This is a genomic window from Chryseobacterium sp. MIQD13, from assembly GCF_050496705.1.
In the GTDB taxonomy this organism is placed as follows: Bacteria; Bacteroidota; Bacteroidia; order Flavobacteriales; family Weeksellaceae; genus Chryseobacterium.
This window is the reverse complement of the sequence record NZ_JBNWAF010000001.1, coordinates 481,554-506,005: the sequence shown is the minus strand read 5'-3', so window position 1 is coordinate 506,005 and position 24,452 is coordinate 481,554. Positions and strand designations below refer to the sequence as shown.

The 24,452-nt window shown below is 36.1% G+C and carries 22 protein-coding genes; 18 read left to right on the top strand and 4 right to left on the bottom strand.

Annotated elements, in window-relative coordinates:
- Positions 1-50: 50 nt before the first annotated feature.
- From ACQWU4_RS02425 to ACQWU4_RS02405, 5 genes are all read left to right on the top strand, one after another.
- Positions 51-434, top strand: a complete 384-nt coding sequence (locus ACQWU4_RS02425) for a DUF3060 domain-containing protein (RefSeq protein ID WP_429934172.1) — start codon at positions 51-53, stop codon at positions 432-434.
- 250 nt (positions 435-684) lie between these two features.
- A complete protein-coding gene (locus tag ACQWU4_RS02420; protein WP_429934171.1) occupies positions 685-2,850 on the top strand; it encodes a M12 family metallo-peptidase in 2,166 nt (721 codons plus the stop codon).
- 196 nt (positions 2,851-3,046) lie between these two features.
- On the top strand, positions 3,047-3,973 hold the full coding sequence (locus ACQWU4_RS02415) for a mevalonate kinase family protein (RefSeq protein WP_429934170.1): 927 nt from the start codon (positions 3,047-3,049) through the stop codon (positions 3,971-3,973).
- A 10-nt stretch (positions 3,974-3,983) separates the two neighbouring features.
- On the top strand, positions 3,984-4,913 hold the full coding sequence (locus ACQWU4_RS02410) for a UbiA family prenyltransferase (protein WP_429934169.1): 930 nt from the start codon (positions 3,984-3,986) through the stop codon (positions 4,911-4,913).
- A 64-nt stretch (positions 4,914-4,977) separates the two neighbouring features.
- Entirely contained in the window at positions 4,978-6,144 is a 1,167-nt protein-coding gene (locus ACQWU4_RS02405; RefSeq protein ID WP_429934168.1) for a proline dehydrogenase family protein, read from the top strand.
- Positions 6,145-6,225: 81 nt separating this feature from the next.
- Here the strand turns inward: ACQWU4_RS02405 and ACQWU4_RS02400 are convergent, their stop codons facing one another.
- Positions 6,226-6,762 carry a helix-turn-helix domain-containing protein gene (locus ACQWU4_RS02400; RefSeq protein WP_429934167.1) on the bottom strand — a complete coding sequence of 179 codons (537 nt, stop codon included), beginning with the start codon at positions 6,760-6,762 and terminating at the stop codon, positions 6,226-6,228.
- Positions 6,763-7,591: 829 nt separating this feature from the next.
- On the opposite strand from ACQWU4_RS02400, the gene ACQWU4_RS02395 reads away from it, so the two are divergent.
- The gene (locus tag ACQWU4_RS02395; protein ID WP_429935068.1) at positions 7,592-8,701 is read left to right on the top strand and encodes a M14 family zinc carboxypeptidase; all 1,110 of its coding nucleotides are present in this window, start codon (positions 7,592-7,594) and stop codon (positions 8,699-8,701) included.
- Positions 8,702-8,821: 120 nt separating this feature from the next.
- Here the strand turns inward: ACQWU4_RS02395 and ACQWU4_RS02390 are convergent, their stop codons facing one another.
- Positions 8,822-9,331, bottom strand: coding sequence for a DUF4920 domain-containing protein (locus ACQWU4_RS02390; RefSeq protein ID WP_429934166.1), 510 nt, complete (start codon positions 9,329-9,331; stop codon positions 8,822-8,824).
- A gap of 143 nt (positions 9,332-9,474) precedes the next feature.
- Here ACQWU4_RS02390 and ACQWU4_RS02385 point away from each other — a divergent pair, with 143 nt between their 5' ends.
- The 8 genes from ACQWU4_RS02385 (at position 9,475) to ACQWU4_RS02350 (ending at position 19,175) form a co-directional block, all read left to right on the top strand.
- Positions 9,475-10,890: an APC family permease gene (locus ACQWU4_RS02385; RefSeq protein ID WP_429934165.1), complete on the top strand. Its 1,416-nt coding sequence runs from the start codon at positions 9,475-9,477 to the stop codon at positions 10,888-10,890.
- Between the two features lie 172 nt (positions 10,891-11,062).
- Positions 11,063-11,503 carry a GPW/gp25 family protein gene (locus ACQWU4_RS02380; protein ID WP_429934164.1) on the top strand — a complete coding sequence of 147 codons (441 nt, stop codon included), beginning with the start codon at positions 11,063-11,065 and terminating at the stop codon, positions 11,501-11,503.
- Positions 11,504-11,532: 29 nt separating this feature from the next.
- On the top strand, positions 11,533-13,416 hold the full coding sequence (locus tag ACQWU4_RS02375; RefSeq protein ID WP_429934163.1) for a type VI secretion system baseplate subunit TssF: 1,884 nt from the start codon (positions 11,533-11,535) through the stop codon (positions 13,414-13,416).
- A gap of 21 nt (positions 13,417-13,437) precedes the next feature.
- Positions 13,438-14,370 (top strand): hypothetical protein, encoded by a 933-nt coding sequence (locus tag ACQWU4_RS02370; protein WP_429934162.1) that lies wholly within the window; start codon positions 13,438-13,440, stop codon positions 14,368-14,370.
- A 218-nt stretch (positions 14,371-14,588) separates the two neighbouring features.
- A complete protein-coding gene (gene uvrA, locus ACQWU4_RS02365; RefSeq protein ID WP_429934161.1) occupies positions 14,589-17,420 on the top strand; it encodes an excinuclease ABC subunit UvrA in 2,832 nt (943 codons plus the stop codon).
- Between the two features lie 8 nt (positions 17,421-17,428).
- Entirely contained in the window at positions 17,429-18,028 is a 600-nt protein-coding gene (locus ACQWU4_RS02360; protein ID WP_429934160.1) for a hypothetical protein, read from the top strand.
- Positions 18,029-18,116: 88 nt separating this feature from the next.
- Positions 18,117-18,935 (top strand): hypothetical protein, encoded by an 819-nt coding sequence (locus tag ACQWU4_RS02355; RefSeq protein WP_429934159.1) that lies wholly within the window; start codon positions 18,117-18,119, stop codon positions 18,933-18,935.
- A 105-nt stretch (positions 18,936-19,040) separates the two neighbouring features.
- Positions 19,041-19,175, top strand: coding sequence for a bacteriocin-like protein (locus ACQWU4_RS02350; RefSeq protein ID WP_429934158.1), 135 nt, complete (start codon positions 19,041-19,043; stop codon positions 19,173-19,175).
- 50 nt (positions 19,176-19,225) lie between these two features.
- On the opposite strand, the gene ACQWU4_RS02345 is transcribed toward ACQWU4_RS02350, so the two are convergent.
- Entirely contained in the window at positions 19,226-19,771 is a 546-nt protein-coding gene (locus ACQWU4_RS02345; RefSeq protein ID WP_429934157.1) for a hypothetical protein, read from the bottom strand.
- A 136-nt stretch (positions 19,772-19,907) separates the two neighbouring features.
- Between ACQWU4_RS02345 and ACQWU4_RS02340 the strand changes: the two genes are divergently transcribed.
- The 3 genes from ACQWU4_RS02340 to ACQWU4_RS02330 all read left to right on the top strand — a co-directional run bounded on the left by ACQWU4_RS02340 (position 19,908) and on the right by ACQWU4_RS02330 (position 21,342).
- Positions 19,908-20,420 carry a DUF421 domain-containing protein gene (locus ACQWU4_RS02340; protein ID WP_429934156.1) on the top strand — a complete coding sequence of 171 codons (513 nt, stop codon included), beginning with the start codon at positions 19,908-19,910 and terminating at the stop codon, positions 20,418-20,420.
- 6 nt (positions 20,421-20,426) lie between these two features.
- On the top strand, positions 20,427-20,918 hold the full coding sequence (locus ACQWU4_RS02335; RefSeq protein ID WP_429934155.1) for an N-acetyltransferase family protein: 492 nt from the start codon (positions 20,427-20,429) through the stop codon (positions 20,916-20,918).
- Between the two features lie 187 nt (positions 20,919-21,105).
- Positions 21,106-21,342 (top strand): hypothetical protein, encoded by a 237-nt coding sequence (locus tag ACQWU4_RS02330; protein ID WP_429934154.1) that lies wholly within the window; start codon positions 21,106-21,108, stop codon positions 21,340-21,342.
- Between the two features lie 44 nt (positions 21,343-21,386).
- Here the strand turns inward: ACQWU4_RS02330 and ACQWU4_RS02325 are convergent, their stop codons facing one another.
- On the bottom strand, positions 21,387-21,701 hold the full coding sequence (locus ACQWU4_RS02325; RefSeq protein WP_099767412.1) for a DUF4286 family protein: 315 nt from the start codon (positions 21,699-21,701) through the stop codon (positions 21,387-21,389).
- A 148-nt stretch (positions 21,702-21,849) separates the two neighbouring features.
- On the opposite strand from ACQWU4_RS02325, the gene gyrA reads away from it, so the two are divergent.
- Positions 21,850-24,435 carry a DNA gyrase subunit A gene (gyrA, locus tag ACQWU4_RS02320; RefSeq protein WP_429934153.1) on the top strand — a complete coding sequence of 862 codons (2,586 nt, stop codon included), beginning with the start codon at positions 21,850-21,852 and terminating at the stop codon, positions 24,433-24,435.
- Positions 24,436-24,452 lie beyond the last annotated feature (17 nt).

Genomic DNA, 24,452 nt, shown 5'->3' with positions numbered 1-24,452 from the left:
ATTGGCATTTTAATTGCAGCAATTCTGAATCAAATTTTAATACGAATATTATGAAAAAAACACTGATCTTATCTATTCTTTTTATAGGAGTAAGTTTAGCACATGCACAAAAAACATCGAAAGTTAACTCTCAACACGGAACAAGTACGCAGCAAGACAAACATATTGAAGTAAATGGTATAGGACATAATAGTTCTTATTCTTTAGAAGGAGGAAGCGCAGAAGTTTCGGGTGGCAGTAATGTGATTACAATTAACGGTTATGCGGATAAACTTGAAGTATCCGGTACCAACAATACGGTTTATGTAGACAAAGTAGCGCGTGTTATAGTGGAAGGAGGCAATAATAAGGTGTTTTATAAGATATCGCCTACTAAAACAGGTAAACCCAATGTTTCCATTACAGGAGTAGGGAATAGTGTGAAGAAAAAGTAAATTAATTACTTATAAAATAATTGGGAGCTTATTTTGGCTCCCTTTATTTTTGGGTGAATATGCCGCTTCAGTTCTTCGGATAGGTAAACAGCTAGTATTCTTTACTGTTCTGGGTTTATTGTCTCAAATTAAGAAAAATGCTTCCTGTCGTATATCTGTTGTAAGCTGTCAAAAAAATAACTAAAAACATTGATTATTTCTCACTAAACTTTGATTTTTTTTGTTTATTTGCACATCTAATTAAGTGAAAATGATTAAGAAACTTCTACTATTATGCCTGGTGCAATGCTTTGTACTTGGTTTTTCTCAAAAACTAAGACCAGTTGCCCAAAAGATTTCCGAATTTCATGCAGCGAAAAATACTTTTCAAAAGTACGATCTTTTTGAGGTCAATAAGAATCCTGCAAAGCTTGCTGAATATAAAAGAGCAGCTACTGACATTACAGTTCTTAATGTAAAATCTGCCGAGCTTAAAAGACTGATCAGCGAAAAGCCTGAATATCTTGAAATAAGCTTTCCTTTTGAAGGAGACAGACAGATTACTGTAGAGCTTTATAAAAACCAGATTTTTACCAATGATTTTAAGGTGGTTACCAATAAAGGAGAGGTTGTGAACTATACTCCGGGTGCCTATTATATTGGAATTGTAAAAGGTGACGATACTTCTGTTGCAGCTTTCAGTTTCTTTAATAATGATATTGTTGGAGTAGCTTCTACCTCTGAACTTGGAAATGTAGTATTGGGTAAAGCGAAAAATGCTGAAGATTTTGTAAGCTATTCAGAATCTAAACTGACTGGCGCCAATCCTTTTGTATGCGGAGTAGATGAGCTGAAAGAAAATCAGACAAAAAAGGTATCATTTGACCCTTCTGTGAGCAAGAAAGCTATGACGGAGAATTGTGTGAGAATTTACTATGAAGTATGCTTTAAACCTTATCAGAATAACAATTCTGATATAACAACCACAACCAATTGGCTTACAGCTGTTCATAACAATATTGCAACACTTTACAGCAATGATGATATCAGGGTGGCATTAAATGAAATCTATATCTGGACAACACAGGATCCTTATACTGGAAATCCGAATACAAATCTGGGTAATTTTAGAAACAACAGACAGACTTTCAACGGGGATTTGGCCCATCTTATCAATGCACCGGCTACTACCAGTGTTGCTTATGTAAATTCTTTATGTGGGACTTATAAACATGCTTATTCGGGTATTTCACAGACGTATTCTAATGTTCCTGTATATTCATGGACGATTCAGGCAATGACGCATGAAATGGGGCATAGTTTAGGGTCTCCCCACACTCATGCCTGTGCCTGGAACGGAAACAATACTGCAATTGACGGTTGTGGAGCTCAGGCTGGTTACAGCGAAGGATGTACAGGTCCGATTCCTTCTACAACAGTTAAGGGATCAATTATGAGCTACTGCCACCTTATTTCAGGAGTAGGAATAAGTTTTAATAATGGTTTTGGACCGCAGCCTGCAGCCCTGATCAGAAATACGGTTGATTCAAAGCCTTGTCTTGGAACTAACTGTACTACAGCCTGTACATCTACGATTACACAGATGAATGTTTCAAACATAACCCAGGTTTCAGCGAATGCAACCTTTACTGATGCGGTTTCTACATCGTGGAAATATAAATTAACCAAAATGGATGATACTCCTGTTACATCAGGAAATACAAGCTCCCAGACATTGAATTTCAGCAGTCTTCAGCCTGCAACGTATTATAAATTATCTGTTGGTACAAACTGTTCCGGATCCAATGCATTTCAAAGAACTCAGGTGTTTCTTACGGATGCATCATGGTGTGATGGCGCTTTGTTTACAGACACAGGCGGTCAGACTGCAGGTTATGGAAACGATGAAACTATTGTCAAAACTTTTTATCCAACTTCAGGGGCACTTAGCATGAGCTTTACTGAATTTGCTCTGGAGCAGGATTATGATTTTATGTATGTTTATAATGGCCCTTCTACATCATCTCCTTTATTTGCAAACGGAAACAATCTTACAGGAAATACAGTTCCGGGCCCGTTCACTTCCACACACTCATCAGGAGCTATTACAGTAAAATTCGTATCAGATCCGGGAGTTACGGATAATGGTTGGAAAGCTGCTTTCTCCTGCAATGTTTTAGGAGTTGATGATGTTACTAAAAATGATAATTTGATAAGTATTTATCCCAATCCAGCTAAGAATCTAATCGTTATTTCATCCAAAGATGCTTTAAAATCATATAAGATTTATGATGAGGCAGGAAGAGTGGTAATTTCAGCTTCTTCATTAAAAGGAAATAAGCAGGAGATCAATATTTCATCTATCCAGACAGGAAATTATATTGTAACGGTAGAAACAGATAAGCAGACTGTCAATAAAAAATTAATTAAACACTAATTTTATTTACATAATTTAATAATAAAAAGCCTGATTATTTCAGGCTTTTTGTTGTATCTGGATGAAATGATTTCTATTTTTTAGATGAATGTAAAGCTATAAAACTCTTTTCTGTAGAAATAAGTTGGATTTCGGCTTGAGTTTTGCTTATATTCAGCGGAATAATTTTAACTTTGCAAAAAGATTTATTGTCAAAATGACCAACCCTCTATTTTATGCAAAAATAATTCTGTTCGGAGAATATGGGATGATTGAAGACTCCCAGGGGCTTGTAGTACCTTACAGTTTCTATAAAGGAGCTTTAAAATTCTCGGATCTGAGTTCTGAATTTGAACTTAAATCGAACAGACACCTGCAGAAATACTCTGATTTCCTTGCAGCGCTTGATCTTTCTGATGATTTTAAATTGGATATCGAACGCTTTAAAAATGATATTACATCCGGACTTTTCTTTGATTCCAATATTCCGCAGGGATATGGAGTAGGAAGTTCAGGAGCTTTGGTAGCTGCTATTTTTGAAAGATATGCAGTCAATAAGCTCGATCCTGAACAGATTTCAAAAGACAATCTGAAAAAATTAAAGTTTGTTTTCGGGGAAATGGAAAGCTATTTCCATGGCAAGAGCTCAGGAATGGATCCGTTGATCTGCTACATGAACCTGCCCATCCTCATTGAGAATAAAGAAAACCTTGACAGGGTTTCTATCCCCGATGGTGAAGAAGGGAAAGGAGCTATATTCCTTATCGACAGCGGTATTACAGGAGAAACCGGACCTATGATCCAGATCTTCTTCGAAAAAATGAAAACGGAAGGTTTCCGGAAAACATTAAAAGAAGAGTTTATCCGTTACAATAATGCCTGCATCGAATCTTTCCTTAAAAAAGACATGAATCCTTTCTTCAGGAATCTGAAAAAGCTTTCTCACTGGGCATATGAACATTTCCGTCCTATGATCCCTGAAAGTATTTTCAACATCTGGAAAAAAGGTCTTGATTCTAATGCATACTATCTGAAGCTGTGTGGAAGTGGCGGCGGTGGATATATTCTGGGCTTCACAAAAGACTATGCGAAAGCAGAAAAAATGCTTGAAGGCTTCCAAAAAGAAGTGATTTACAGATTTTAAAAGGGTTGGAATGAATTCTGAAAAAGAAACTTTCCAATCTAAAAATTATATCTCTAAATCTATTTTTTACAGATTCTCACAATTTGTGGGTTTTCTGATCGGTGTCCGTTTTTTTGTGGCAGCACTCCTTACATTTGCTCTGTACGTATCTACTTTTTTCCTGTTCAATCAGGATGAAACTTTCAGAAAATTTGTTTTCGACTTTAAGGTACACGGCATCATTTTCTGTACGGTTATAACTATACTGGCTGGCGGAATCATTAATCAGTTTTATGATCTTGAGAAAGATCATATTATGAAACCATTCCGGACCAGAATCCAAAGTTTTATCAAGCAAAAATATTTCCTGTATGCTTATCTTGCTCTCACCGCAATTTCTCTTGGTGTTGCATGGATGATCTCGCACAGGGTTTTTGTTTTTTTCCTTGTATATCAGTTTTTTATGTGGTTTTACAGCCATAAATTAAGCAGATTGCTGATCATAAATAATCTTACTTTTGTAAGCCTTACTTTGTATCCTTTTTTTGGTATGATGGTGTACTACGAAACTTTTTCCAAGAAGGTACTTTTAATGGCTGTCTTTCTTTTTCTGATTCTTTTATGTGTTGATATAGTGAAAGATATGCTTACAAAAAGTGTTGACAAAGCATTCGGATATACAACAATTCCCAACTATTTTAAAAACAGGAATACTCTGATCATTATTATTTCTTTACTGGTGATCACAATAGGTGTTTCTATGAAATTAATTGCCAAAACAGGGATAACAGGTTTTATGGCTTATTATTTTACCAGCGGAATGTTTGTGATGATTCTTTGTATTTATCTCCTGCTAAAGTCTACGAGAAGAAGTAAATTCTTCACACTCAATATATTAAGATTTTGGGTTTTTGTAGGAATTATCGCGATGCTTTTGAACGGAATCGAGAACAAATTATAGAAATATTTCTTTAAATAAACTGAGGTTATTATTACCTTTGCAAAACTAAATTTAATAAAAAGGAATGCCCATTTTTAACGATACTAAAGTTGCATTTGCAGACAAGTCTGATGCACAATTGAGAAAGGCGTACTGGATGTTTAAAATGATTGAACAACCCGCTCTTACAAGCCTTGGAACTTCTGTCCTTAATTTTACGGTACACAACAATTTTCCTTTCGTGACCGGAATTGTAAAAAGCACTTTGTTTGAGCAGTTCTGTGGAGGCGAAACACGTGAAGAGAGTATGAAGGCCGTAAAACAGCTTTTCAAGAGAGGAGTGGGAAGCATTTTCGATTATTCTATCGAGGGAAAAGAGGATGAAGAAACTTTTGATGCAGTATGCAAGGAGATCAAAGATATTATCAGATTTTCAGTAGGAAATCCGGCTATTCCTTTTATCGTATTTAAACCGACTGCTTTTGGAAGAATTGATTTGTATGAAGCAGTAGGAAGCGGTGCAGAACTTACTTCAAGCCAGAAAGAGGAATGGGAAAGAGTGGTAAGAAGATTTGATGAGGTATGCAGCCTTTGTCATGAAAATAACAAAAAAGTAATGGTAGATGCAGAAGAAACCTGGATGCAGGATGCAGCAGACCAGCTTTGTGAAGAAATGATGGAGAAATATAATCAGGAAAAACCAATTGTCTGGAATACCATTCAGATGTACAGAATCGGAAGATTGGAATATATGGAGGCTCATCTTCAGAAAGCCAGAGAAAAGAATTATTTTATAGGGTATAAGATTGTTCGTGGAGCCTATATGGAGAAAGAAAGAGCAAGAGCGGAAGAAAAAGGTTATCCTGATCCTATTCAGCCGAATAAAGAGGCTTCGGATAAAAATTATAACGCCGGAATTGATTTTGTAATGAATCACTTGGATAAAGTATCTGCATTCTTTGGTACCCATAATGAAGTTTCATCTGAATTGGTTATGGATAAAATGAAAGCCAAATCTCTTGAAAACGGTAATCCGCATGTCTATTTTGGGCAGCTTTATGGCATGAGTGATAATATTACATTCTATTTATCTGATAAAGGCTATAATGTGGCTAAATATCTTCCATATGGTCCTGTAAAGGATGTAGTTCCATATCTTACAAGAAGAGCAAGAGAGAATACTTCTGTGGCCGGACAGACAGGAAGAGAATTAGGGCTCATCAAGAAGGAATTGGAAAGAAGAAAGAAATAGTATCTTATAAAATATAATAAAAAGACATACGGAAAACTGTATGTCTTTTTTTGTTTTGTTATATTTATATTGGTGAGTCTTTTATGGCTCAAAACTTTCAAATTTTCCGTTTTCGTAGAACAGAACAATTCTTTTTATTTTATTTTGTTGATTATCAGTTATTTGATTAATAATTTTGTCATTAGAATTTTCTAATCGCTGAGAATCGTATAAATTTTCCTGAGTCTTATATGGGCGTGGTATAAACGATTCTCGCGAGCCTTCTTTCAGAGAGTCAATTTCTTCTTCAGTTCCAAAATCTTCATCGTCCTTCATCATAGTGAACAGATCGGGAAGCGGAGTAGGTTTTACCTTTTCGTCTTCTGCTTTCTCTAACGGAGCAGATTCAAGTTCCGGTAATTCTGACTTCAGCATTTCACCTTCGCCTGTAACCAGCCAATCCCATAGAATTTCAGGGAAACGTGATTTTATTTTTATAATGAATTCTAAAGACGGCTTGTTTCTTCCGGAAGTGATATGGGAAATAGAAGAACGCTGTACATCGATCTCATCTGCAAACTCAGAAGGACTGAGATTGGAATACTCTATAACTTTGGAAATTCTCTCGTTTAAACTCATAAATATAAGTTGTCAATTGTTTTACAAATGTAAATGTTTTGATTTACTTTGGCAAATTACAAAAGTAAATAAATTTAACTACTATTAATGTACAGATGTAAATTAATATATAATAACCTGATAAACAGTATTTTATATTTTTTAGATATAAAATTAAATATAATTGAATAAAGTAAACTCATGTCATTCCAATAAATTTCTTAGAATAGTTTTCTCTTTAATAAACAACGCTAAAAATAAATACTTTTATGGTAGTAAGAGTATAAGGTATTGTTTATTAATGTTTTCAATTGTAAATTGTATTTTATATCAAAATGCTTCTAAGATGTTTTTTAACAGATAAAAAGCATTTACTGGGCTATATACAAATGTAAAACAACATACTAAATTACTATATATCAGTTGTTTAATGTGATATTTGAAAATTAATAATTATACTTAAGCCATTTAAACTTCTTAATTCTGTTATTACGAGTTTTTGATTCCCAGATATGATTAAATTCACGGATAAATACTAAAAAATAGTAATTTACATATGTGTAATTCTGTTTTGACCGAAGTTTTCCACAATTAAATTGTTTAACTAAATTATGACTATTTGAGAATAAACACCCTTTTATTTACTTAAAGTAATCTTCTAAATATTATTTATATAAATTTTGTAATTAGCTGAAAATTAATAATATTGATAATTTAATTAATCATATATTCAATTAACAATTTTATCCACAGACAAAATGTCAGCTGGGGTTGTTTAGATAAGTTACAAATGTTAATCTTATTTTTATACTCAAAAATCAGTAAATTTGACTCTTGTAAATTATTTATGATGAATTTTGAACAGATCTATTTTCCGAATCCTGATTTCTCAAACCGCTATATTTCCCCTGAAAAATTATTTTCTTACCTACAGACGAATCTCAGCGATTATATTCAGGAGATCGGAAGATCATATTTAGACAAACCTATTTATCAGCTAAGCATAGGAACCGGAAATATCAATGTTCTTGCATGGTCACAAATGCATGGAAATGAATCCAACGCCAGCCATGCCATGCTAGATCTTCTTGAAACTTTGGATAAGGCTCCGGAAATGAAAAAAGATCTTTTCAGTAAGATTAAACTGGATTTTATTTTTATGCTTAATCCTGACGGATCGGAAAGATGGACAAGACTGAATGCCGCAGATATTGATCTGAACAGGGATTTTCATAATGAATCCAGTACAGAAATTAAATTTCTTAAGAAAGCTGTTGCTTCAAAAAAATACGACTATGCACTAAATCTGCACGAGCAGAGAACGATTTTTACTACGGATGGAGTACATCCTGCAACACTTTCTTTTTTGGCCCCTTCTGAAAATGTAGAACGTACAATAACTGATAACAGGAAAAAATGTATGGCTGTAATCGGAAGAATTTACGATCAATTGAAGAACTTAATTCCCAATCAGATCGGCAGGTATTCTGATGAATTTTATCCTACCTCTACAGGCGATAATTTTATTAAAGCGGGAATGCCTACTATCTTGTTTGAAGGCGGACATTTTGTAGATGACTATACCAGAAAAGGAACAAGAAAATATTATACAGTTGCTCTATATTACGCGCTAAAGGCAATCAGTGAACTGAACTCCGATATAGAAGGATGGGAAAAATATCTTGAAATCCCTGAGAATCAGGAAACCCATTATGATATTATTTACAGGAAAGTAAAACTGAATACAGATCACGAATGCATTTTGGATGTTGCTGTTCAATATCGGGAGATCATAGAAGAAGGAAAAGATGAAATATCTTTTATACCCTTTGTAATGGAAGTGGGAGATGTAAAAAAAAAGAAAGGCTGGCTGGAAATAGACTGTACAGGAAAGAAATTTGTAGCTGCCACCAAATATCCGAAACTGGATGCTCCTGCAGAATTTACAATAGAGGATTAAAATACTACAGATTAAAGTAAGTACAAACATCTGCCAAATTCACTCAATCTGTGAGTGTCTAAAAAACAAATGTCCTCAAAAAGTATTACTTTTTGAGGACATTATTTATTTTATACAGAATTAGTTTACCACCTTAATTCCATTAGCTACAAATCTGATCTCTTCTTTAGGAGTAGTAATTGCATCAATTTCAGCCTGAGGTTTTTTAGCATCCTCTGCATAATGTTTCTGTTCGTCAATTGAAGTTACTTTTCTTTCTGCAGTACCTTCCAATACAACATTTTTACCTTTTAAAGCAGTTGGAACAAAGAATGCATAATCTTTCATTTTCACAAAAAACTGAGAATTGTCCTCAGTCTGAATGGTAAGCCAGCATCCCTTTTTCTCACAAACATCAGTTACTTTCCCTTTTACTGCTACACCTTCAACTTTTTTGTTGTCTTTCTTAAGTTTCTTGCTCAGCTTATCTACCGTAATAGCTTTAGATTCTGATACTACTCCAGCTCCGTACGTATCACCTACGATAGCATTTCCTGCCGGAGGTCCGGCTTTTTTCTGTGATGTCTCCTGCGCAAAAGCTAAAGTGGAAACACTTACAGCTGCAGCAAATAATATAGCTTTGAATTTCATTTTTAATATTTTTTTCAAAAGTACTAATTAAAATTGAATAATAATTCGATAAAAAATTGATAAAAAGCAGATGGTGCACTAAATTTTAAACTAATTTCTAAATCAATGTCAGATTTGTTTATATTTGATGCCTATACTTAACTATGCAGAAAAAACTGAAACTATGGGATGCCATTATGCTCGTAATGGGATCTATGATCGGAAGCGGAATTTTTATTGTAAGTGCTGATATGATGCGGAATCTGGGATCCGGTTTCTGGCTGATAGTAGTTTGGATCATCACCGGAGTGATGACAGTTGCTGCAGCAATCAGTTACGGGGAACTTTCAGCATTATTTCCAAAAGCAGGCGGGCAGTATACCTACCTTAAGGAGATTTTTGGAAAAAAGATGGGCTTCTTGTATGGTTGGGGATTGTTTACAGTAATTCAGACAGGAACTATTGCAGCGGTTGCCATGGCTTTTGGTAAATTTACAGCTTATCTTATTCCTTCATTGAATGATGCGGCACCTCTTTTCCAAAGTGGAGAATTCAAGATCACATGGATACAGATTCTGGCAATAGCCGTTATTCTTTTGCTTACTTATATTAATACAAGAGGGGTACAGAGTGGTAAATTGCTTCAGAATGTGTTTACAGGCTCAAAAATCATTGCCTTACTGGGATTAATTGCTGTCGGATTTATTCTGGTCGATTACTCGCATCTATCTGAGAATTTTAACTTTGGTTTTGATTCATTTAATAATCTGAAGAAGGATCTTACAGGTAATTTCCTTAAAGAAGGCTGGGAGCCAATAAGTGGAATGACTTTGCTTGGTGGGATTGCAGCAGCTATGGTAGGCTCGGTTTTCAGCTCTGTAGCATGGGAAAGTGTAACTTTCGTTTCAGGAGAAGTAGAAAACCCGAAGAAAAACATTGTTAAATCAATGATATACGGAACTTCTGCAGTAATGATCCTTTATCTTGCAGTCAATTATGTATATCTTAATGCTTTAGACAGAGATAGTATTGCTTTTGCAGCTAATGACAGGGTTGCAGTTGCTGCATCACAGAATATTTTTGGAAGTGCAGGGACAATTATTATTGCTGTTCTTGTAATGATTTCTACATTCGGATGTGATAACGGGCTGATTTTGGCTGGGGCCAGAGTGTTTCAGACTATGGCAAAAGACGGAATGTTTTTCAAATCGGCAGAGAAGAACAATAAAAATGAGGTTCCTGAAAATGCTTTATGGATGCAGGGAATTTGGGCATCGGTTTTATGCCTTAGCGGGCAGTATGGTAATCTTCTGGATATGATTTCTTTTGTAATCGTGTTGTTTTATATGATTACTGTTTTTGGAGTTATTTATTTAAGATTTAAAAAACCGGAACTTGAAAGACCTTATAGAACCTGGCTTTATCCGGTGACTCCTGTTATTTATCTCTTGATAGGAACTGGATTTTGTGTACTACTTCTGATATACAAGCAGCAATATACGTGGCCTGGATTTTTAATGGTGCTTCTGGGACTTCCGGTGTATTATTTTATTAACAGGAAAAAGCAAATGGATCAATAGCATAGAATTTGACCGTTTTTTATAATATTTTAGGGCTTCCGGATGAATCTGGAAGCCCTTTTTTCAATGATATTTTTGATTTCTTTTCTTATTTATTTCATGAAAATGCGTATTTTGGTATTTCTTTTTTAAGTGAACTACTAGACTATGAAGTAAAAATAAGAAGCTGACTATGGATACACCAAATTACAGAATGCCTTTTGTACCTTCAACATTAATGACTGAAGGAGGGAGCATTGATATCTGCGACATGGGCGAAAGCATTGCGCACAATATCATGCTTCTGATTACCACAAAAAAAGGCGAGAACAGATATGATGACAATTATGGAAACGACGTTTGGAATCTGGAATTCGATAATGGAGTTACCAGTGCCGTTTGGGAAAGCGTTTTCATTAAAAGTCTTAGAAGACAGATTCAGGAATATGAACCCCGCATCGTGCATCCACAGGTTGATGCTCACATTCAATTCGTAGAACACAGTTACGATACCAAGGAACATACGGAGATTAAAAAGAAAGTAAGAATTGCCATCAACGCAAAAATGGAGGCAACAGGAGAGCGTTTCAGCTTTTCTACAGAACTGTTTTTAAGTCCGATGTCTATTGACTAAATATCTTTCTAATAACCTACACAAAATTTATGAACCTAGATCAAAATATATATTCCAAAGAATCTGTAAAGGCAAGAATGCTTCAGAACGCCACCAAAGTGTGGGGACTGAAAAGCCCGCAATCCTTGGATCCCTTTGTAAAACTCCTGATAGATGCATTCAGTACGGAAGTTTTTAAAGCTAATAATGAAATTCAGACAGTTAATGCAAGGATTCTTGAGAAACTGGCAAAGCTTCTGACGCCATCTATTTATACCCATCCGATTCCTGCACATGCTGTTGCTTTTACACTGCCTTATGAGTCTTCGGAAGTTCTGTTGGAGCATACTGAATTCTTTTTCCGCAAGCAAATGACATCCACGGTAAAATCAGAATCGGATAAACAGCTTAATATTCCTTTTACACCTGTGGGGAATGTAAGGATCAATAAAATTCAGACGGCAGTAATGTTTGTGGGAAATACCTGCTACAGTGTAGACGACAGACTTAATAAAATACCGGTAGCTCGATTTCAGGGAAAACCTGAAGATTACAGAAAGATTACCATAGGAGTGGACGTGAGCAGGTATGTAAGTGAAAACTTTCCTAAATATATCAGCGTATTCTGTTCAAATCCTGCATTTGAACATATAGATTTTGTGTACAAACTTCTTCCGTATATAACAGTTACAAGTAATGGAAACCCTTTATTTGTAAGAGAGGGGCTAAGTTATCTTGCGAACACTCAACAGGAAGGATATGAACAGATGTTCAGGGAGCAATCAATCAGGAATAAAGCGATTGAAGATATTAAAAGTATCTACCGTCATAAATTCATTGAGATCACAGGGCTTTCAAGCAGTCTTTTTTCGGAACCGGGTGTATTGCCGCAGAATCTGGATTTTCTTAATGGTAAAGAAGAAATAAGAAAACAGATTGGAGATAAGCGTTATCTGTGGCTTACTTTTGAATTCCCGCCGCAGTTTTCTGCTGAAATCCTGGACAATTTCTCATTTGTAATGAATGCTTTTCCTATCTATAACAGAGGCTGGAAGAAAACGGAATACAGTCTGGATATTATGGGGAACAATATTCCTCTGGTTACGGACGAAGGGGAGCACTTCCTGTATGTAGATGAAGTTCAGGATGGAGACGGTAGAAGGTATACTGAGATCCCTTTTACCCCTGCAGATGATCTTAAAAAAGGCTTGTATACTGTAAGAAAAGGTGGAATGGAACGTTTTACCAATAGAAATGCTGTAGATATGATCGCCAATGTACTGGAGCTGACAAGGGATGAGATTGCTGCATTTTCACTTTTAAACAGAGATAATGTCAAAGGAGTACTTAGTGAAATGTCTGACAAGATGAAGACAATGGTACAAAAGGTGAATAATGCAAAAAGAAATATCAGGCAGGAACTGAATTATGTAATTATGGAGCCTGTTGAAAAAACAGACCATACATATGCTTCTTTCTGGGTCACACACTGTACGCTGGCCAATCATATGCGTCCGGGAACAGAACTTTCCAACCAGTTGAAATCACAGACTGTCGTACTTCTTACAGAAACGATAGGCGGTTCTGAGGAACAGAAAGGAACAGACAGTATTCAGGCTTACAGATATGCCTTAACAACAAGAGATAAGATCATTTCCCTTGAAGATGTTAAGAATTACTGCAGAATGGTACTGAAAGATGAGGTAAAGGAAGTAAGGGTAAGAAGAGGAACTATGATCAGCAACAGACCAAAGGAAGGCTTTGTAAGAACTGTTGAAGTAGAAATCATACCGCAGAATTATTCTTTCTACGGACGGGCTTACTGGGAAAATATGGCCAATATCCTTAGAAATCAGATCATTTCAAAAGCTATTGACGGAATAGAATATGTAGTGAAGATAAGCAATGAAGACATCGATATTGATGAAATATAAGCTAAACCAAAACTATAAAATATGAGAAAAATTATCGTACTTGCAATGGCCTTGACCTTTACATCGGTCAGTGTCATCAGTTGTAAAAAAGATATAGATAAGCTTGGAAAATCTGTTCTGAATCTAGGTAATGCCAATGATGCCAATGCCATTATTGATTTCAACAACAATTTTTTAGATTCTTACAAGAGTACATCGAAGCATATTGAGAATATCCTTAAATATGCAGATGCAGCCGTAGCAAAATCAAAAGGAGAGAATGTAATGATGATGCCTGTTGTTATTGGCTCCATGGATTATTCGTTCGGAAAAATAAAAGGCGTACCGTCAGGTTTCGGAAAGGATAAGGCTGCAATAGAAGGAGACTTTAATACTTACAAAACTAAAAAGGAAAATATAGAGAAAAAGTTTGAAGAACTTAAATCCTATATGAATTCCGAAGACTATAAAGACGATAAGGGAGCAAAGGCAGATGCTATCACAAAGGACATTGAGACCGAAGCTCAGGCTTTATTTGTTTCAGGAGAAAATATAGTGGCTAAGATCAAGCCTGCAACGGATGCAGCAGAAGAAATCATTCTGAAAGATCACCCGATGAAGGAATATATCATTTCTTCTAAAAATGTAATGAATTCCCTTGATTCTAATATCGATGTATTGGATAAGCAGTATTCTGGAAAGTTCAACGAAGCGGAAGCTCAGAAAAAATATGATGAGCTGGCTAAAACAGTGGAAGCTAATTCAAAATTAGAATTCAATGTGAAAGATCCGCAGTATTCTTATAAAAAAGCTTTGTTTGAAAGTTTCAATAAAAGTGCATCCGGCTTTTTGGATACTTACAGAAAGGTGATCCGTGATTCCAAAGGAACAGGAAAAATATCAGACAGCGATATTCAGCAGATTGATTCCTCTTATGAATCCGTACTGAATTCATACAATTCATTTGTAAAATAAACTCACAATAAAACCAATAATAAAAGGCTGATACAATGTGTCAGTCTTTTTTGTTTGAGAATGGCTGAATGGCTGTAAAATAATCCTGTATAATTTCAATATGGTCTCTTAAAAATTTAACTAAAATTAAACCTGAATAAAAACTTTCCGGTTCATACAATTCCATAAAATTCCGTAATTTTGCACATCGTGATTTTCAGGCAGAATCACTCCAAATTATGAGTAAATCAACAGAATATATAGAAGTTTACGGAGCCCGTGAACACAATCTTAAAAATATTAATGTCAAGATCCCACGTAACGAGTTGGTGGTAATTACTGGACTTTCCGGAAGTGGGAAATCATCTCTGGCTTTTGATACCATCTTTGCAGAAGGACAGCGTCGCTACATCGAAACATTTTCTGCTTACGCACGCCAGTTTTTGGGAGGTCTGGAGCGTCCTGATGTAGATAAGATTGAAGGGCTTTCTCCCGTAATTGCCATTGAGCAGAAAACCACCAATAAAAATCCAAGATCTACGGTAGGTACCGTTACCGAACTGTATGACTTCCTGCGTTTGCTGTTTGCAAGGGTTTCGGATGCATATTCCCTTTCTACAGGGAAAAGATTGGTAAGCTATACGGAAGATCAGATCCTTGAAACCATCAAAGAAAATTATAAAAGCGAAAAAATAATGCTTCTTGCTCCTGTAGTACGTTCCAGAAAAGGACATTATCATGAACTTTTTGTACAGATGGCTAAAAAAGGTTACGGCCAGGCAAGAATTGATGGTGAGCTGCAGGATATAGAGTATGACTTGAAACTGGACCGTTATAAAACCCACGATATTGATATTGTGATTGACCGTTGGATCATTGGAGAAAATGCTTCCGAAGCCAGAATGGAAAAATCTCTGCGTACTGCAATGGAAATGGGAGAAGGAATTATCGGAATCCAGAAACTGGGAAGCACTGATATAGAATATTTCTCTAAAAATCTGATGGATGCTGAAACCGGACATTCACTCGCTTTGCCTGAGCCGAACACATTCTCTTTCAATTCCCCGAAAGGAAGCTGCCCGGAATGTAAAGGCCTGGGAACAATCAAAAAAATCAATACGGACTATTTTATTGATAATCCTAAATTGTCTATCAACCAAGGTGGATTGCTGCCGTTGGAAGATATTAAATCTAATAAATGGATCCTGTCGCAGATTAAAAATATCCTTGAGATATTTGGATTAGGTATGGCAACGCCAATGCAGGATATCCCGGAAGAAGCTTTGGATTATATTTACAACGGATGCCATAAAGAATTTAATAAAGATCTGAAATATGCAGGTATTACGAAAAAGATAAAAATAAGCTTCGATGGTCTGATCTCTTTTATGGAAGAAATCATTGAGGAAAGAGAATCTTATGAAGCAGTACTTCTGGAAAGGCACTTCACTACTGAAGAAACCTGTCCTGAATGCGGCGGAACCCGTCTTCAGCCCGCAAGTTTAAGCTTCAAGATAGACGGTAAAAATATTGCTGAGGTGAATTCTTTAAGCCTGGCCGATTTAAAAGAATGGTTAGCTGATGTTAAAGATAAATTCTCGGAAAAGCATAAAATTATTGCTCACGAAATCTTAAAAGAGATTGAAACAAGACTTCAGTTCCTTCTGGATGTTGGTTTGGATTATCTGAGCTTGAGCAGAAGCTCGAAAACCCTTTCAGGTGGAGAATCTCAGAGGATTCGTCTTGCTACGCAGATTGGTTCACAGCTTGTGAATGTTTTGTATATTCTGGATGAACCAAGTATCGGACTTCACCAGAGAGACAACGAAAGACTGATCAGTTCATTGAAAAACCTCAGAGATATCGGTAACTCCGTACTCGTGGTAGAGCATGATAAAGATATGATCCTCGAAGCCGATGAGGTACTGGATATTGGCCCAAGAGCAGGAAAATTCGGAGGAGAGATACTTTGGCAGGGGAAACCGAAAGATCTGTTAAAAGCAGATACCATCACGGCAGAATACATCAACGGGAAAAGAAAAATTGAAATTCCTGCGGAAAGAAGAGCAGGAAGCGGTAAAAATATTCTCTTAAAAGGAGCTACGGGAAATAATCTTAAAAATGTTACCCTTGATATTCCATTAGGTAAACTGGTTGTGGTGACCGGGATTTCCGGAAGCGGAAAATCTTCCCTGATCAATGGAACTCTGTACCCGATCCTTAATAAACATTTTTACAGAGCGGTTCAGGAGCCTCTTCCTTATAAAAAAATTGAAGGTCTTGAGAATATTGATAAAATTGTAGATGTAGATCAGACCCCGATCGGAAGAACACCACGCTCAAACCCTGCAACCTACACAGGAATGTTTACTGATATCAGAAACCTTTTTGCAGAACTTCCGGAAAGTAAGATCCGTGGCTATAAGCCGGGAAGATTCTCATTCAACGTAAAAGGCGGAAGATGTGAAACCTGTCAGGGTGGAGGACTGAAAGTGATTGAAATGAATTTCCTTCCCGATGTATACGTACATTGTGAAACCTGTAATGGGAAAAGGTTCAACAGGGAAACTCTGGAAGTACGTTATAAAGGGAAATCCATTTCCGATGTTCTGGATATGACCATTGATGAAGCGGTGGATTTCTTTCAGCCGATCCCGAAGATTTTTGTTAAAGTAAAAACCCTCCAGGATGTAGGATTGGGATATATTACACTTGGGCAGCAGTCTACGACGCTTTCAGGAGGTGAGGCACAGCGTATCAAGCTTGCTACCGAACTTTCAAAAAGACAGACCGGAAATACGCTGTACATTTTAGATGAACCTACAACAGGGCTTCATTTTGAAGATGTAAAAATACTGATGGATGCAATCAATCAGCTGGTAGAGCTGGGGAATTCATTTATTATCATTGAACACAATATGGATGTAATTAAACTGGCAGATCATATTATAGACGTTGGCCCGGAAGGAGGGAAACATGGCGGACAGATTGTAGCGCAGGGAACTCCTGAAGAAATTGTAAAGTCTAAGAAAAGTCTTACCGGAAAATTCCTGAAACGCGAATTGGAATAAAAACTTTTATGAAGACATTAGCACAAAAGGATGGAAGAAATACCAGATATTTTGAGATTAAAGAAGACGGGGTTTTTGTAAGAACTAAGCTTGCAAAAGATTTTAATGAGTATAAAGTTCACTTTACAGATATCCACGATGATGAAAGTGTTTTTAGAAAGTCAAAAGATCTTGTCCTTATAGCAATAGTTATATCTGCGGTATTTAATTCAATAATGCTTACAATCATTATTAATGAAAGTTATCAGCTTTCCGGATCTGCAGGAATGATTGTTTTTGGTATCGCAATGTTCCCTGCTTTAATTATAACAGGTTTATGTAATAATGAATTTAGGATAGAAAATGTTAAGAATCTTGCTGCTGCAAAACCGCTTATTTTTTCATATACAAAAAAAGAAATGGAAGAAGTAGATGCATTTATTGCTGAAATTAAAAACAGCAAAAAAGATTACTACCTGAAAGAATACTATAAAGTTGATAATCTGATTCCTGTTCATGTCCAGATATCAAGGATTCATTGGCTTTATGAAAATAAATATATTACGGAAAGTGATGCACAGTTCATTATTGATGAGCTTGAGACTAAAAGAATAATTACCGGATTGTAATATATCGGGATATAATAAAAGACGAAAAAGAATTTGCAAAAGCAGATTCTTTTTTTATTTTTATCTGAACCGAACCAAAGCATTTATTATGAAGAATTATATAGTCCTGGTATTATTTTTATCTCTTTTTTCCTGCAAAAAAGAAAAAGCGACACCCCATGAAAATCCTGTTCAAAGAATCGACAGTACTACAGCTCAGAAAACAGAATATAAACTAGATAAGAACTCTGTTTTTGGAGTATACCAACTGACTGGTAAGGATATTGCGATTTGTGTTCCGGTCCAGTTTGGTAACCAGGATCTTCCTTTATCTAAAAAATATGAAGATTTTCTGGTTAAAGATTCTGTCCCATGGATCTATAACAGGGATATGAAAGATTATAAATATTATGACACATTATCTGTAGACAGGCTGATCTATAACAAAAGATTTGAAGAGACTTTTAAAAAAGAAATGAAAGATACTTATTTTGTTTACGGAACGAAGGCTTCCCAGGCTTGTACAGTAAAAAGAATAGTTTTTAAATCTGACGAATGTGGAAATGATTATATAGCCTATATCCTGAATGCAGATAAAAACCTGATCGGAAATCCGCTTATTGCTTCAGAAAAAGAAATTCCTCTGAAATATGGTAAAGATTATTCAGGACAAAACCTGTCTGTAAAAAAAGCGTTTTCTAAAGAAAGCACTGAAAATAATTATGGACATGGAAAGTATAATCCCATTGTATTTGCCAGTTATAATAACCTATATTTTAGTTATTATGATGATTTCAAATGGTATGATAAACATTCGGGTTCTGAAGTTCAGTTTCCGGAAAGAGCTGTTTTTGAAGTAGGTTCCAAAGGAAAAATAAATCTGTTGTGGAGTTCGGAAATGGACCTTCTCGGACTGCCATGTCTATGATATGTTTTTTAGTGTAAATGTAAATATTGAAATGTTTGAATGTAAAACTTATAATAAAGAATAATAAAATCCGTTATAATTTTACCAAACTATAATTAAAACAATATGAAAAATTTGAAAAAATTGACTAAAGCAGATCTGAAGTCAGTGTACGGAGGAGCACCTAAAATTTATTGCGTATTCTGTGAAAGATTAAACAAAACTGTTTGCAGTGAAGCTCAGATCTCTCAATGTCCTTAAAAAACCAAAGCTGCTTTTAAAGCAGCTTTTTTTATGATAAAATATGATTATTATTTTGTACCCTGAACAAATTCTTTGAGATTTGCTCTCAGATCTTTTGAATTTCCTAAACTGTCAAAACTAACGTTATCAATCTTCCATTCATTACCTGATTTTATTAAATGTACTTTGTCAGTCCATGCGAATTTAGGTGAAGACTTTGTATATTCAAAGGCAACTGATGCATCAGCTGAATCGCCGGAAGGATCTATGGCAACAGATTTTATTTTGTAATTATTGTATCCTTCATACAGACTTGAAAAAACAGCTCCTTCAAACAATAGTGGTTTGTCAGTAGGATGATCGCTTTGTTTTACTTTTTCAATATCAGCTTTGGATGCGTTCACAGCGTTTTCCAGTGTTTTTTTTAGTTCCGGGGAAAACAGGCTGTCAGAAAATGGTTTGTTGTAAACATCTTCAGAGCTTCCATACAGTTTATAAAGCTCATTTACTTTTTGGGTGATCTCAGTTTCTGCAGATACTTTCGGGAGGGAATCAGTCTTTTTGCAGGCTGCAAAAAAGAAAAAAATGCTCAGATAAAAAAAGATTTGTTTCATTATTGTGTAATATATTTTTTTGTCTGATGATCAAATGATGTGCCATATTCCGGCTATTTTTCCATTTTATAAGTTTAAAAATAAATTGAGCGGCCAATCATAAAATTTTATACATTTGATTATAAAAACATGATCTGTGAACCCCATTCTTAATGTTGTAGTACGTTCCCTATGCGTTTATCTTTTTATGGTAATCGCTATTCGTATCTTTGGTAAAAATCAGCTTTCCCAGCTTAATGCCGGAGACGTAGTATTACTTCTTCTTATTTCCAATGCCGTTCAGAATGCAATGGTAGGTCCGGATACCTCTTTGCAGGGTGGTCTTATTGCAGCACTTGTTCTGTTTGCAGCTAATTTTATTTTAAAAAGGCTTATGTTCTCCAACAGGAAGTTTGAAACATTTATGGAAGAAGATCCTGTAATTCTGATCAGAGACGGAGTAGTAGACCAGCCTGCCCTGAACAGGGTGAAAATTACCCGTGACGAGCTGGAAGAAGCCATAAGGGAACACGGTGTGGAAAAAATAAAGGATGTAAAACTTTCTATTCTTGAAGTGGATGGCAATATAAGCGTTATCTCGGAAGATGAAAAAGAAAAACAGACCCATTACTCAAGGATCAAAAGAAAAAATAAAAGAAAATACCATTAATACAGAATGAATTACGAATTAAGAGAAATGCTTCCCGGCGATGAAAAAAGAGTGCTGGAAATTTATAAACAGGGATTAGAGGGAGGTATATCCACTTTTGAAACAGAAGTCCCTACCGTTGAGGCATGGAATATGGAATACTTCAACGATTGCCGATGGGTACTGGAAAATGAAAATAACGAAATAGTAGGATGGTGTGCTTTGAAGCCGGTAAGCAAAAGAGAGTGCTATAAAGGAGTTGCTGAAGTAAGCATTTATTTTGACAATAATTATCAAGGTAAAGGTTTAGGGTCAGTTCTGCTGAAAAAGATGATTCTTGATAGCGAAAGCCATGGTTTCTGGACTCTGCAGGCCAGTATCTTCCCTGAAAATGAAGCTTCTGTAAAATTTCATCAGAAAAACGGTTTCAGAACGGTAGGAGTAAGGAAAAAGATCGGAAAGCTCAACGGACAATGGAAAGACGTTGTCCTGTTTGAAAAACGAAGCGAAATTATATAGTAAATAGAAGAGTCCTGAGTCATTCTTTTTTAATCTTTCAATCTTTAAATTGAATATTTTGCCTCATCCCTAAAACCCTGATGCTATATACACTCAGACCCTTTAGTCCTCCAAGTCAGAAAACGCTCTGGCCCACTTTGGCATTAACCTTGTTATCTCCCTATTGAAATTTGAAAAAGTGGAAAATATGAAAGGTTTAATTAAAATTGCAGGAGTAATGACCGTTATGTTGATGATGACATCATGTGTGGTGCATGATCATCATGTAAGAAGACTCCCGCCGGGACAGGCTAAAAAAGTGTATGGAGGAAGTGCTAGGTATTATGCCCCGGGACAAGTAAAAAAAAGAGTGTATTATTATGATTATGGTGACAACAGAGGTCATGGCCATAAAAAGAAAGGACACAGACATCACAGAGATTGAAAAAAATAAAAAAGCCCTGATTTTTCAGGGCTTTTGATTTGTATCTAAAATCTGGATTTTTTAGGATTCAGAAACGTATTGAAGATCATCACTTCTGTCCCGAATTTCTTCTCGACTCTTTCCGCAATGTTCAGCATTTCACTCTTAATAAAATCCTCCCTGAGCTCTTCATTGTCAAAGATCAGAAGAAGATTGTAATTTTTGCCTTCCTCTATATAATCACTGTGTACTTCAGAAAGAATATATTTGTTGACATCCATCAGGTTTTCCGCCATCAGAACCAATGTTTCGTCGATATAATTTTCCCATTCTTCAATATTGTTTTTTGTACAATGGAAAGTTATACTTAATAAGCTCATATTTTATGAATTTTTAAGATTTTGTGGATAAATTCTAGCACAAAAATCGGTAAAAATTTCGTAAATTAGCCCGTTAATAAAAATTGGAAATAAATAATTTTCAGACGCACAGCTAAAGGTCTGACTGTCATTATAATAAAATTTGTTTATGCAAAAAGAAGGAGAAAGACTGATTCCTATCAACATTGTTGATGAAATGAAATCGTCTTATATCGATTATTCGATGTCGGTTATCGTTTCAAGAGCGCTGCCGGATGTAAGAGACGGACTGAAACCCGTTCATAGAAGAGTACTTTACGGTATGTATGGACTAGGGGTTTTTTCTAACAGAAAATACTTAAAATCTGCAAGAATTGTTGGGGACGTTTTGGGTAAATACCACCCTCATGGAGATTCCTCTGTATATGATGCAATGGTGAGAATGGCTCAGGAATGGAGCTTACGTTATCCCCAGGTGGACGGACAGGGTAACTTCGGTTCAATGGACGGCGACCCGCCTGCAGCAATGCGTTATACCGAGGCAAGACTGAAAAAAATCTCTGATGAGGTTCTTTCAGACTTGGACAAGGAAACTGTTGATTTTCAGAATAACTTCGACGACAGTTTGCAGGAACCTACAGTGCTTCCTACAAAAGTTCCTAACCTTTTGGTAAACGGTACTTCAGGTATTGCAGTAGGTATGGCTACCAATATGGCACCGCACAACCTTTCGGAATCTATTGATGCTATCTGTGCTTATATCGATAACAGAGAAATCACTATCGATGAATTAATGCACCACATTACAGCGCCGGATTTCCCTACAGGAGGTATTATATATGGTTACGATGGAGTAAGGGATGCTTTCCATACAGGAAGAGGAAGAGTAGTGCTGAGAGCAAAAGTGAATTTCGAAGAAATCGGAAACAGAAATGCCATCATCGTTACTGAAGTTCCTTATCAGGTAAATAAAGCTGATATGATTGCCAGAACAGCCGAACTTATCAAAGACGATAAAATTGTTGGGATCCATGAAATCAGAGACGAATCGGACAGAAATGGTCTGCGTGTAGTTTATGAACTGAAGAATGATGCCATTCCTAATGTTGTCTTAAACCTGTTATATAAATATACAGCACTTCAGACTTCTTTCAGTGTTAATAATATTGCACTGGTTAAAGGTAGACCGGAGCAGCTGAATTTAAAAGATATCATCCATCATTTCGTAGAACACAGACACGAAGTGATTGTAAGAAGAACTCAATACGAGCTGAAGAAAGCCAGAGAAAGAGCTCACATCCTTGAAGGTTTCATGAAAGTGATCGGTACTCAGGATGCTTTAGACAGAGCTATTTCGATTATCCGTCACAGTGCTAACCCTCAGGCTGCAAAAGAAGGCTTGATCGAAGCATTTGAGCTTTCTGAAATCCAGGCTCAGGCTATTCTTGATTTAAGATTAGCGCGTCTTACAGGAATGGAGCTTGATAAGATCCGTGATGAGTATGACGCGATCATGAAAGAAATCATGAACTTGGAAGATATTTTGGCTAACGAACCAAGAAGATTCGAGATCATCAAAGAAGAATTGCTTGAAATCAAAGAAAAATACGGTGACGAAAGAAGAACTGCTATTGACTATTCAGGAGGGGAGATGTCTATTGAAGATATCATTCCGAATGAAGCAGTAGTTCTTACAATTTCTCACGCAGGATATGTTAAGAGAACCTCACTTTCTGAATACAAAATTCAGAGCAGAGGGGGTGTAGGGAACAGAGCGGCAACTACAAGGGATGAAGACTTCCTTGAGTATATTGTTTCTGCAACCAATCACCAATACATGTTATTCTTTACAGAAAAAGGAAGATGTTACTGGTTAAGAGTGTTCGAGATTCCTGAAGGTTCCAAAACATCCAAAGGAAGAGCGGTACAGAACCTGATCAATATTGAGCAGGACGATAAGATCAAAGCATATATCAGAACCAATAACCTGAAAGATGCAGAGTATGTCAACCAAATGAGTGTTGTGATGGTTACCAAAAATGGTACGATCAAGAAAACATCTCTTGAAGCTTATTCAAGACCAAGAGTTAATGGGGTTAATGCGATCGAAATCAGAGATAATGACCAGTTGTTGGGAGCATACCTGACAAACGGAACTTCACAGATCATGATTGCGACTAAAAACGGTAAATGTATCCGTTTCCCTGAAGAAAAAGTAAGAGAAGTAGGTAGAGGATCCATCGGGGTACGTGGTATTACTATGGATGATAATGACGAGGCAATTGGTATGATTGTTGTGAATGATGTAGAGAAAGAGACAGTTCTTGTAGTTTCCGAAAAAGGATATGGTAAGAGAACTGCTGTAGAAGACTACAGAATCACCAACAGAGGAGGAAAAGGAGTTATTACCCTTAATATTACCGAAAAAACAGGAAATCTGATTGCTATTCAGAATGTAACAGATGATGACGGATTGATGATCATCAATAAGTCCGGTGTTGCCATCAGAATGGGAATGGATGAAATGAGAGTAATGGGAAGGAATACTCAGGGAGTAAGACTGATTAACCTTAAGAAAAATGACGAAATTGCAGCCATTGCAAAAGTAGAAATGGATAAAGATGTAGAAGATGATTCTGAAGAAAATGAAGAAGGAACAGGAATTGTAACTGATAACCAGGAAAACGGTACAACACCTCAGGCTGAAAATGAAAACCCAGCTGAGGAGAATGAGAATTCTGATTCTGAAGAATAAAATGTACAATTAATATA